The organism is Enterococcus sp. 7E2_DIV0204 (assembly GCF_002140855.1).
GTDB lineage: Bacteria > Bacillota > Bacilli > Lactobacillales > Enterococcaceae > Enterococcus_L > Enterococcus_L lemimoniae.
Genome location: NZ_NGKY01000001.1, coordinates 1,333,399 through 1,344,955, shown reverse-complemented (window position 1 = coordinate 1,344,955; position 11,557 = coordinate 1,333,399). Strand labels below are relative to the sequence as shown.

Below are 11,557 nucleotides of genomic sequence, written 5' to 3'. Positions count from 1 at the left end.
TTCACCCTTTATGGAAATTTAGGAAATTGATCGAAATCTGGGTCACGTTTTTCTTTAAATGAATCACGGCCTTCTTTTGCTTCATCCATTGTGTAATAAAGCAACGTTGCATCCCCTGCTAATTGCTGAATTCCAGCTAGTCCATCGGTATCAGCATTTAAAGAAGCTTTGATCATACGTAATGCGAGAGGGCTTTTCTTCAACATTTCTTCTGCCCATTCCATCGTAACATCTTCAATTTCCGCTAATGGGACAACCGTATTGATCCACCCCATATCCAATGCTTCTTCAGCTGAATATTGTTTACATAGGAACCAAACTTCTTTGGCTTTTTTATGACCCACTACACGAGCTAAATAACCAGAACCATAACCGCCGTCAAAACTACCTACATTTGGCCCAGTTTGACCGAATTTAGCATTATCTGCTGCAATCGTTAAATCACAAACCAGTTGAAGGACATTTCCCCCACCGATCGAATAGCCTTTGACCATTGCGATAACAGGTTTTGGAATTACTCGAATCAAGCGTTGTAAATCTAGTACATTTAAACGAGGAACACTATCTTCTCCTACATAGCCACCATGTCCTCGGACTTTTTGATCTCCACCGGAACAAAACGCTTTGTCGCCTGCACCTGTCAAAATAATCACACCAACATCTTGTTTATCACGGCTAATATTAAAAGCATCGATCATTTCCATAACCGTTTTTGGTGTGAAGGCATTATGCACCTGAGGACGATTAATCGTGATTTTTGCTACTTTACCTTCTTGTTCAAATAAAATTTCATCGTATTCTTTGATCGTTGTCCAGTTTCTCATGAGGAAACCTCCTTATAATTTTAAAAGCGGAACAAGCCGCTTAGCTCTGACTGAAAATAGGAACGTATGACTGAGTTTTTTGTCTCACTCAATTTTTTTCTTTTCCCTTGGGAGTTAGCTTACACAGCTAAATTAGTTTTCAATGCTTCTATTATACACAAATATGGATATTTTAGAATGATAGACGGTTTAGAGAATGATAAAAGCAAATAAGATTTTTTACGAAAATAGAAAACCTTTCTCGAAAAATACTAAGTATTTCTCCAAAGGCAATGTTCTTTTAGTTTGAAATTAGTGGTATTACAGAACCTATTATATATGGTCTAATCGTTCCATATCGCAAAACATTTATTTACATTATTATCGCTAGAGCTGTAGGCGGAGTCATCCATAGCTTTTTTCAAGTCAAAATAGTCTCTTATGCATTTGCTATTTTTGGGGAATTCCAGCATACAGCTCAATAATTATCTAGTTATTTTCTGCTTTAATCACTGTAAGTATTGCAACAGTCCTTTGTTATAATATTCGGATACGAAAGGAGCAAAAATAGCATAAACACAGACTTAATGAATCAATTTTATTGAACTAATATAAAATAGAATAAATAAAAAGCAGCTTTCTGAAAGAACAATTCTTTCAGAAAGCCGCTTTTTTGATCACATGTCTATTTTAATTTTTTACTATTAAAAATGTTTATACTTAACTATTTACATCCTATCAATGTGCCAACATCTCTTGCGCAATCTCAAAACCAGTCATATCAACAGGATAATATGTTGGCCAATTATCCATTTCTTCTAATAATTTTTGCTGACTTTCATCGCCAAAATAAATATGGAAATGTGCTGCTTTTGACGGTGCGATTCCATGATCTGAAAATTGAACATATTTGTAAGGCGTGTCTTCTGTAGCTTCAAATAAATAGCGAACGCCACGATTTCCTGCTTTATAATTTAAGATTTCTTTGCCTGCGTATTTGTATTTCGATGAATACTTTTTATCCCCTACTATAAATGTCATGGCATCTTTGCTAATATCAATTCGATCCACGTCTGTTTGGTATCCTTTTTGATAATAGGCTTTGTATTCTTCTGCCGTCATTTTTTTCGTTAGTTTTTCTTTATAATCAAATACTTGATCAAATGTGCCATCTTCTAAATAGGGAAACACCGATTGCCACTCACCTACATAATCAGAAAGCTCACGGTCTTTAACATCCTTATCATCAAAATATCCATTTGAAACTGTCTTGTTTACGGCAGTTTCAGTTAATTCTTTTTTCGGGGTAACTTCTGTTGATTTTATCAACGCCTCTAAATTCTCTTTCATCACACTAATATATGTTTTGCCTGCTTTCATATCCTCATTGGTAAGTCCTTCTAACGGATTTAATACAAGTAATTCTACACCCGTCTCATTTGCTAAAGTTTTCGCTACTCGGTCATTTGCGTTTTCTTCAAAATAGATATAGTTGATTCCTGTTTCTTCAACTAATTTTTTCAATTCTGCAATCCGAGAAGGCTGTGGTTCTTGATCAGGAGAAATTCCTGCGATTGGAATTTGTTTTAGGTTATAATCTAATGCCAGATAAGAAAAAGCTGTATGTTGGGTGATAAAATTCTTTTGTTTGGCATTCGCTAATTTTGCTTCGTATTGCTCATTAAGCTCCGTTAATTGTTCGATATAATCGGCCGCATTTTTAGTAAATGTTGTTTTTTGCTCTGGAAAATGGTTAATCAATTCATCTCTGATTGTTTCTACTTCTTTGATTGCTCGAAATGGACTCAACCATAGATGAGGATCATAGTCATGAGAATGTCCTTCATGGCTCTCCTCTGCTGAATGGTCGTGGTCTTCATTTCCAGGTAAAAGAACCATGCCTTCACTTGCTTTAATGCTCGTCACATTCTTTAGTGATTTTTCCATCTTAGGCACCCAAGTTTCCATGTATTCACTATTATAAACAAAGGCATCTGCATCTTGTAATTTGGCAATGTCTTTTGCAGAAGGTTCATAATCATGTGCTTCTGTTCCTGCTGGAACCATTAACGTCACCTCACCAACGTCGCCAACTATATTTCTAGTAAATTCATACATCGGATAAAATGAAGTAACAATCGTTAATTGTTTTTGTTCTTTATTCTCTTTTGTCTCAGTTTTTGATTTGGTACAGGCGGTGAAAACAATACCTAGTAAAAATAGCCCTGCAATCGCGATAATAAGACTTAACTTCTTTTTCATTTCTGATCTCCTCAATCGTTTTATTATATGATGCGTCGTATCTTAAAATAATTACTACTATTAAAAAGGTTTATTTGGCTAACCTTTTTAATTGTTTAGGCCTTCATCTTGCTACTCCTTTCCGATTTCGATCGTCTAAAACGTAATCGTTACACTTTGTCCAAATGAAAATATAACAATTTTTTTTCTCATTGTCAAGGAATGCATAAAAGACCAAGAAAAAAACGTTACGTTTCTTCCTTGGCCTTTTATTTGTAAAACGACTGATACAAAATCTACTACTCCGATTTATATCAGTCCATTCCATTTTCGAAAACTACTCCATATAAACACTATTAGTAGGCACAACTTGAGCTCCAAACGGCATTAACGCCAATTTAGCTAATTTAAACGACTGCATCCCAAATGGAATCCCAATAATCGTTACACATAAAATAATTCCACTGACACAATGTCCTACTGCTAACCAAAATCCGCTGAAAACTAGCCAAAGAATGTTCACTAAAAATGAAACTGTACTTGTGCTGTAGACAACTCTTTTGCCAAATGGCCAAAAACTTAACCCTGCAAGCTTGAAACACTGTAAGCCAATCGGAATTCCAACGATTGTAATACACCAAAGAATGCCCGCTAAAAGCCACGTTATCCCACCAAAAAATCCGCCAAAAATAAACCAAATAATATTTCCTAAACAGCCCATCTTAAATCCTCCCATTTCTACTTAACGATATAAAATTAAATTATACTATAAAAGCAGAAAATAGATACTTTCTCTAAGCATAAATTTATTAAACTATACAAAATCACTTGTGATCATCCTATAACTTGGTTACTATCATAATTAAGAGTAATTCTTTCAATAAAAGGAGATGATTTTATGAATAAAGCTGTTGTAGTGTACCAAAGTACGCCGATGCTCGGAAAAAGTAAACTACCGAATGGTTCAATTTTAGGGATGTTTAAACAAAAAAAACTAGTAACTAAATTAAATAAAACCCTTGAAACAAAAAATAGTCCTTGGCTAGTCGCTTTAGATGATTCAATAGCCGATATTGATGTGATTGCTCAAGAAGCTGATGCCATTATCTGTGTACCAGGACTACAGAAACAGTTTGATTGCAAGAATTATCCTAAAGAAAAAGTGTTTTACTTTGATTCTTTAGGTTATCATGAATTAGCTTTAGACAACGTCATCAAATTTCTAGAATCGATCGAACAATAACAAGAGAGGACTGACTTTTATGCACTTACTAGACTACTTAACGATCGAAACAACTGAGCAATCTAAAGAAAAAGTTGTGCTAACAATGAAAATAGCGGATTTTCATAAACAGCCTTATGGAATTTTGCATGGCGGAATGAACGGTGTCTTAATTGAAACAGCCTGTAGTTTAGGTGCTAATGAACAGTTTTCAGAAGAAAATGCTTATGCTGTCGGCGTTGATTTACAAGTCAATCACCTAAAAAGTGTCGCGGAGGGCGTTCTGACAGTCATAGCCCAACCAAATCATATTGGCGGTTCCTTGCAAGTGTGGGAAGGAAAAATTTTCAATGAAACTGGAAATCTGATCAGCGTTGGTCGTTGTACCTTGCTTAAACGAACGGAAAAATAAAAAAGCGTGTAAGTTAAAATAGTGTAGCTATTTTTAACTTACCAGCTTTTTTATTCTCATTCCAAAAAAAAGTTTTTTTTACATCAATTAAATTCAAGGTTAATTCTAGAGAAAGACTAATCAACATTATATTTTTCCCCAGATGCTTCTGTTTTTATATTATTTTATTATAATTACATAATTTCTCCAGTTATGATTTTTAATTTCATAAATAAAGATGACATCACATCTAGCTCATTTTGATCCACTTCTGAATATTTTTGATTCAAGATTTTTTCTCTTTCTTTTTTGACAAGTGAATGCATCAAATTTAATTCTTCTGTGGTTAGATTAGCTAAATAAACATGGTTTGGTTCAGAGTAAGCAAATGCTTCGATTTCAAACGTCTCTGGATTTCGTTTTAAGCTAGTTCTAATTTGAAAACCATTTGAAAAAGTGATCATTTCGACATAAAGATACTCTGAAAAGGTAATCGGTCTACGCTCATAAACGGTTGTCTTACCACCAAATATTTCTAGTATATTTTCGATAAAGTTAGATAACGCCGTTCCAATATTTAATTGTTTTGAAAAAGTTTTCGATAGTAATAATTTTTCTTGTGTCATCCTTTTTACCTCTCACTTCTTATTACTCTTTATTATAATCATATTTTTTTCAAAACAAAACAAAAACGATATTATATTTTTTTCGAATTTACCAACGATAAATAAAAAAGAACATCTCAGCGTCTCGCTGAAATGTTCTTTTTTATTTATTCCTCTGTTGTTGTGTCTGTTTCTGGCGTTTCAGTTACAGTTTCAGTAACGACTTCCACACCTTCAACTTCTTCAACGATTTCATCTGGCTCCGGCTCAACAACTGCCATCGTCACCACTTTTGCATCTTCTTCCATTCTCATCAAACGAACCCCTAGTGTTGCACGTCCTGTTTGAGAAACTGAATCAACATTGAAACGAATAATGACACCTTTATTAGTGATGACTAGAATATCTTCATCACCACGAACAGTTGTAAGTCCTGCTAATGGACCATTTTTCGCTGTAATATTAGCTGTCTTGATTCCTTTACCGCCACGGCCCTTCACAGGGTACTCAGAGGCTTTTGTCCGCTTACCGTAACCATTTTCCGTCAACACTAATACTTCCGTGTCAGCGTCCAATAAAGAGGCTCCTACGACGTAATCATCTTCTCTTAGACGAATACCACGTACACCTGAGGCAGTACGGCCCATATCACGAACGGCTGTTTCAGCAAACGTCACAGAATAACCATTGTGTGTTCCGATGATCATGTTTTGTTCACCATTAGTTAAAACGACGTTGACTAGTTCATCTTCTTCTTTTAGACCGATTGCAATCAAACCATTACTTCTAATATTAGAGAATGCTTTAACAGCTGTACGTTTAACCGTACCTTTACGAGTCGTGAAGAATAGATAATGTCCTTCTTCTGCTTGTCCTTCAACAGCAATGATCGCTTGAATCTTCTCACTAGAATCAATTCCTAGCATATTGATTACAGGGATTCCTTTGGCTGTTCTACCGTATTCTGGAATTTCATATCCTTTAGCACGGTAAACTTTTCCGTTATTCGTAAAGAATAGTAACGTATCATGAGTTGAACAAGAAACTAGATTTTTCACGAAATCATCATCATGAACACCCATTCCTTGAACACCACGACCACCACGGCGCTGTGCTCTAAATTCGCTGTTTGCTACACGTTTGATATAGCCATTATTCGTTAACGTAATCACAACTTCAGCTTCTTCGATCAAGTCTTCGTCTTCTAAACTTAAAACTTCACCGACTAATAATTCAGTACGACGAGCATCGCCATATTTATCACGAATGTCACCTAATTCTGTTTTAATGATTTCAACAACACGTTCTGGACGAGCTAAAATATCATTTAAATCAGCAATGAATTTCAATAATTCTTGGTATTCATTCTCGATCTTATCACGTTCCAAACCTGTTAAACGACGTAGACGCATGTCTAAAATCGCTTGTGCTTGGCGATCTGAAAACTCGAATCGTTCAATCAATGATGATTTTGCTTCATCATCTGAATTTGAGCCACGGATGATTGAAATAATCTCATCAATGTGGTCTAAAGCAATTCGTAATCCTTCTAAGATATGAGCACGAGCTTCTGCTTTTTTCTTATCAAATTCCGTACGGCGTGTGATCACTTCTTTTTGGTGTTCGATATAATTTTCAAGAATTTCTTTTAGACTTAAAATTTTTGGAACGCCTTTTTCGATTGCCAACATATTAAAACCAAAAGAGGTTTGTAATGCTGTCATCTTATATAAGTTATTCAAGATAACAGAAGCACTAACATCACGACGCACATCGATTACGATCCGCATTCCTTCACGAGAGGACTCATCACGTAAATCTGTGATTCCTTCAATTCGTTTTTCACGATGTAATTCTGAAATCCGCTCAATCAAACGAGCTTTATTGACCATATAAGGTAATTCTGATACTAAGATACGCTCTTTACCATTCGGCATATCAACGATCTCAACTTTAGCACGAACAGTGATCGAACCACGCCCAGTTTCGTAAGCACGACGGATACCAGATTTCCCCATGACTAAACCGCCTGTAGGGAAGTCAGGTCCAGGTAATACTTCCATTAATTCATTGGTTGTAACATCTGGGTTTTCCATCAGTAAGCTAGTTGCTTCGATTACTTCAGCTAAGTTATGAGGTGGAATATTGGTTGCCATCCCTACCGCAATCCCTGTTGTTCCGTTAACTAAAAGGTTAGGGAAACGCGCTGGTAATACATCTGGCTCTTGTTCAGAGTCATCATAGTTTCCGTGGAAATCAACTGTATTTTTATTGATATCACGTAACATTTCCAAAGCGATCTTACTCATTCTTGCTTCGGTATACCGCATTGCAGCTGCTCCATCGCCATCGACAGAACCAAAGTTTCCGTGGCCATCAACTAACATACTACGGTAGCTAAATGGTTGCGCCATACGAACCATGGCTTCATAAATTGACGAGTCACCATGCGGGTGATACTTACCCATTACGTCCCCTACAACACGGGCCGATTTCTTATGCGGTTTGTCAGGTGTCACACCTAGTTCATTCATTCCATATAAAATACGGCGATGAACTGGTTTTAACCCATCACGAACATCTGGTAGCGCACGAGCTACAATAACGCTCATCGCATAATCAATGAAGGATTCTTTCATTTCACTGGTCAGATTGACGTCTTGAATGTTCTCTTTCATTTCTTCACTCATGAATCTATCTCCTTCTTTAATTAAATATCTAGATTTTTCACGTAATGGGCATTTTCTTCAATAAATGCTCGGCGTGGTTCAACGCGGTCTCCCATCAGCATTTCAAAAATTTGATCGGCTTCGATCGCATCATCAACGCTGACACGTGACATTAAACGTCTTTCAGGATCCATGGTTGTTTCCCATAATTGATGGTCATCCATTTCCCCAAGACCTTTATAACGCTGAACACTTGGTTTTGGACTAGCTGGTAGAGAGGCCAAAATTTGAGCCAATTCTTCTTCAGCATTTTTCCCTGGTTGAACGTACGTGATATTTTTTCCTTGTTTGACTCCATATAAAGGTGGTTGAGCAATATAAACATAACCTGCTTCAACAACAGGGCGCATGAAACGATAGAACAACGTCAACAATAGTGTACGAATATGTGCACCATCGACATCGGCATCGGTCATAATTACTAATTTGTGGTAACGCGCTTTCGATACATCAAAATCAGCACCAAAACCTGTTCCCATCGCTGTAAATAGTGAACGAATTTCTTCATTCGCTAAAATTTTATCCATGCTGGCTTTTTCAACGTTTAGGATTTTCCCACGAATCGGTAAAATCGCTTGGAATTCACGGCTACGACCTTGTTTTGCTGAACCGCCGGCTGAATCCCCTTCGACGATGAAAATTTCGCATTTTTCAGGATCTTTACTTGAACAATCGGCTAATTTACCAGGTAAATTACTGATTTCAAGGGCACCTTTACGACGGGTTACTTCACGTGCTCGTTTAGCAGCCATTCGGGCTTTTGACGCAAGTAGACCTTTTTCCACGATTTGTTTCCCAACTGTTGGGTTTTCCATCAAGAATTTATTGAAATACTCAGAGAATAAACGGTCTGTAACCGTACGAACTTCTGAATTTCCTAATTTAGTCTTAGTTTGTCCTTCAAATTGAGGTTCTGGATGTTTGATAGAAATAACTGCTGTTAAACCTTCACGAACATCTTCCCCTGTTAGGTTTTCGTCATTTTCTTTCATGATCTTTTGTTTACGAGCATAATCATTGATTACACGCGTTAATGACGTTTTAAAACCTGATTCATGGGTTCCACCTTCATACGTATGAATGTTGTTAGCGAAACTTAATAAGTTAGTATGGTAGCCATCCGTATATTGCATAGAAACTTCTACAATAATGTCTTGTTGTTCCCCTTCAATGAAAACGGGCTCTGGGAATAAAACATCCTTATTGGCATTTAAATGCTCAACATAGCTCTTGATCCCACCTTCGTAGTGATACTCTTTTAAGACAGGTTTTTCTTCACGTTTATCTTCGATCGAGATTTTTAAACCTTTGTTCAAGAATGCTAATTCTCTCACACGTGTTGCTAATTTATCGAAGTTAAAAATCGTTGTTTCTGTAAAGATTTCTGGATCTGGAACAAAGTGAACCGTTGTCCCATGACGGTCTGTATCACCGATCACTTTTAAATCGTCTTTAACAGCACCTTGATGGAATTCTTGATAATAGATTTTGCCTTCTTTGTAGACTTTTACGTCTAATGTTGTTGATAGTGCATTAACAACGGAAGAACCTACCCCGTGAAGCCCGCCAGAAACTTTGTATCCGCCACCGCCGAATTTTCCTCCGGCATGGAGAACGGTAAAGACTGTTTCTACTGCTGGACGACCTGTTTTAGCTTGAATACCAACCGGGATTCCTCGACCATCATCGACAACTGTAATACTGTTATCCTCTTCAATTACAACTTGGATACTTGACGCAAAACCAGCTAACGCTTCATCGATGGAATTATCCACGATCTCCCAAACTAAGTGGTGTAAACCTTCTGAACTCGTCGATCCTATGTACATACCAGGACGCTTACGAACAGCTTCAAGACCTTCTAATACCTGAATCTGACTGGCATCATATTCTTGGGCACGTTCTTTCATATTCTTTTCTTCTTCTGTCATATAGTTGCTTCCCTCTCTATCTCTCCCTGATGAACATAAAATATGTCTGGTTCAACAGTTAATTTATTGTTTAAATGATCCAAACTGGTTGTGGTTAAAAAAGTTTGAACCTTTCCTTCAATCGTTTCTAGCAGGTGCAATTGTCGTTCATTATCTAACTCACTCATGACATCATCCAATAACAAGACAGGATATTCTCCTGTTTCTGAATACATTAAATCAATTTCCGCAAGCTTTACGCTAAGAGCCGTGGTTCTTTGCTGTCCTTGTGAACCATACGTCTGGACATTTTGTCCATTTACATTAAAAATCAGGTCATCTCGATGAGGACCTAAAAAAGTATTCGCCTTAAACAATTCTCGTTTTCGGCTATCAAGTAGACTCTGCAGCAATTGCTTTTGGATCTCTTCTAGTGAAAAATTTTCTTTATCTAGTGGGATACTTGAAAAATAGTCGATCGCTAATTCTTCTTTTTCATGGCTGATTTTTTTATGAAGTAAATTAGCCCAGTGCTCTAATTTTTTGATAAATTCTAGACGGGCAAATAATACTTTTCCACCGAATTCCGCCAATTGTTCCGTCAAAATATCTAAATAAATATGATCTGACTGTTTTTTTTCAGCTAATTGTTTCAAATATTGATTACGTTGTTTTAAAACAGACTGATATTGAACGAGATCATATAGATAAATCGGATTGACTTGGCCTAATTCCATGTCGATAAACTTCCGACGTAATTGGGGTGAGCCTTTAACTAACGATAGATCTTCCGGCGCAAATAAAATGACATTTAGCTGACCAATATACGAACTCAAACGTTTTTGTTCAATATGATTGACTTTGGTCTTGCGGCCTTTATTGGAAATAATGATTTCCAATGGTACGGTCCCTGTCTTCTTTTCGATGACACCACTAATTCTAGCCGAATCGGAATCCCAATGAACCAGTTCTTTTTCATTACTAGTTCGGTGGCTACGTGTCATGGCTAAAACATAAATACTTTCTAAAAGGTTCGTCTTACCTTGTGCATTTTCCCCCAAGAAAATATTTAGTGTTTTAGGAAAATCTAAGATCAGCCCATCATAATTACGATAATGCTGTACCTCGATTTTATTCAGTCTCATCGACTACCTCGCCTTTTTTGGCCATAAAAAAAGTACCTTCTTCAGGTATCTCGAGCATCATACCGGCGTATAATTTTCTACCGCGGCGATTCTCTAATTCCCCATCCACAAAAACACTATTCTCAGCTAAGTACCACTTAGCAGCACCGCCGCTACTGATAACGTCGACTTCTTTTAAGACTTGACCTAGTGTCATGTAGTCAGTTTCTAAAACAATCGTCTTTTTCAAAATGCATCCCTCTTTTTTGTTTTCACTTTTACTCTTAATATTATACTCTTTTTTACGTCAAAAAACAAATTTATCCGTCTAATTTTCTTTCTAAGCAATTTTGAATCTAATCGACAAAAAATATTCTAACGATTAAAAAAGGCTTAAAATGCATTTTAAGGAGAAATTTGTGAGTTTGGGCTAAAGAAATTTTTTTTAGTGTTTTCAATTTAGTTAAATAAATAGACAAATGTTCCTATTCTAAAATTCCACAAGCGTTAATTTATTTAAAATAGCAATTGA

General features: G+C 36.5%; 10 protein-coding genes. 2 read left to right on the top strand and 8 right to left on the bottom strand.

The features are described from left to right. Window positions 1–8: 8 nt before the first annotated feature. The 3 genes from menB to A5819_RS06305 form a co-directional block, all read right to left on the bottom strand. Window positions 9–824, bottom strand: a complete 816-nt coding sequence (gene menB, locus A5819_RS06315) for a 1,4-dihydroxy-2-naphthoyl-CoA synthase (RefSeq protein ID WP_086277655.1) — start codon at window positions 822–824, stop codon at window positions 9–11. A gap of 717 nt (window positions 825–1,541) precedes the next feature. Next, a complete protein-coding gene (locus A5819_RS06310; protein ID WP_086353024.1) occupies window positions 1,542–3,065 on the bottom strand; it encodes a zinc ABC transporter substrate-binding protein AdcA in 1,524 nt (507 codons plus the stop codon). A 316-nt stretch (window positions 3,066–3,381) separates the two neighbouring features. Continuing rightward, complete coding sequence (locus A5819_RS06305) at window positions 3,382–3,765, bottom strand: YccF domain-containing protein (RefSeq protein WP_086277653.1); 384 nt, start codon at window positions 3,763–3,765, stop codon at window positions 3,382–3,384. Between the two features lie 177 nt (window positions 3,766–3,942). On the opposite strand from A5819_RS06305, the gene A5819_RS06300 reads away from it, so the two are divergent. Both A5819_RS06300 and A5819_RS06295 read left to right on the top strand, forming a co-directional pair. Continuing rightward, complete coding sequence (locus A5819_RS06300) at window positions 3,943–4,287, top strand: hypothetical protein (RefSeq protein WP_086277652.1); 345 nt, start codon at window positions 3,943–3,945, stop codon at window positions 4,285–4,287. A 19-nt stretch (window positions 4,288–4,306) separates the two neighbouring features. Then, window positions 4,307–4,678 carry a PaaI family thioesterase gene (locus tag A5819_RS06295; RefSeq protein ID WP_086277651.1) on the top strand — a complete coding sequence of 124 codons (372 nt, stop codon included), beginning with the start codon at window positions 4,307–4,309 and terminating at the stop codon, window positions 4,676–4,678. Window positions 4,679–4,851: 173 nt separating this feature from the next. Here A5819_RS06295 and A5819_RS06290 read toward each other — a convergent pair whose 3' ends face one another. The 5 genes from A5819_RS06290 to yaaA all read right to left on the bottom strand — a co-directional run bounded on the left by A5819_RS06290 (window position 4,852) and on the right by yaaA (window position 11,275). After that, window positions 4,852–5,283, bottom strand: coding sequence for a hypothetical protein (locus A5819_RS06290; protein WP_086277650.1), 432 nt, complete (start codon window positions 5,281–5,283; stop codon window positions 4,852–4,854). A gap of 146 nt (window positions 5,284–5,429) precedes the next feature. After that, on the bottom strand, window positions 5,430–7,952 hold the full coding sequence (gene gyrA, locus A5819_RS06285) for a DNA gyrase subunit A (RefSeq protein WP_086277649.1): 2,523 nt from the start codon (window positions 7,950–7,952) through the stop codon (window positions 5,430–5,432). Window positions 7,953–7,972: 20 nt separating this feature from the next. Next, window positions 7,973–9,922, bottom strand: coding sequence for a DNA topoisomerase (ATP-hydrolyzing) subunit B (gene gyrB, locus A5819_RS06280; RefSeq protein WP_086277648.1), 1,950 nt, complete (start codon window positions 9,920–9,922; stop codon window positions 7,973–7,975). Further along, on the bottom strand, window positions 9,919–11,046 hold the full coding sequence (gene recF, locus A5819_RS06275) for a DNA replication/repair protein RecF (RefSeq protein ID WP_086277647.1): 1,128 nt from the start codon (window positions 11,044–11,046) through the stop codon (window positions 9,919–9,921). Before recF ends, gyrB begins: the two co-directional genes overlap by 4 nt. Beyond that, window positions 11,033–11,275: a S4 domain-containing protein YaaA gene (gene yaaA / locus A5819_RS06270; RefSeq protein WP_086277646.1), complete on the bottom strand. Its 243-nt coding sequence runs from the start codon at window positions 11,273–11,275 to the stop codon at window positions 11,033–11,035. Before yaaA ends, recF begins: the two co-directional genes overlap by 14 nt. Window positions 11,276–11,557: the final 282 nt, after the last annotated feature.

Coding starts and splice junctions, on each gene's coding strand:
- menB (WP_086277655.1), bottom strand. CDS start 824: ATGAGAAACTGGACAACGATCAAAGAATACGATGAAATTTTATTTGAA.
- A5819_RS06310 (WP_086353024.1), bottom strand. CDS start 3,065: ATGAAAAAGAAGTTAAGTCTTATTATCGCGATTGCAGGGCTATTTTTA.
- A5819_RS06305 (WP_086277653.1), bottom strand. CDS start 3,765: ATGGGCTGTTTAGGAAATATTATTTGGTTTATTTTTGGCGGATTTTTT.
- A5819_RS06300 (WP_086277652.1), top strand. CDS start 3,943: ATGAATAAAGCTGTTGTAGTGTACCAAAGTACGCCGATGCTCGGAAAA.
- A5819_RS06295 (WP_086277651.1), top strand. CDS start 4,307: ATGCACTTACTAGACTACTTAACGATCGAAACAACTGAGCAATCTAAA.
- A5819_RS06290 (WP_086277650.1), bottom strand. CDS start 5,283: ATGACACAAGAAAAATTATTACTATCGAAAACTTTTTCAAAACAATTA.
- gyrA (WP_086277649.1), bottom strand. CDS start 7,952: ATGAGTGAAGAAATGAAAGAGAACATTCAAGACGTCAATCTGACCAGT.
- gyrB (WP_086277648.1), bottom strand. CDS start 9,922: ATGACAGAAGAAGAAAAGAATATGAAAGAACGTGCCCAAGAATATGAT.
- recF (WP_086277647.1), bottom strand. CDS start 11,046: ATGAGACTGAATAAAATCGAGGTACAGCATTATCGTAATTATGATGGG.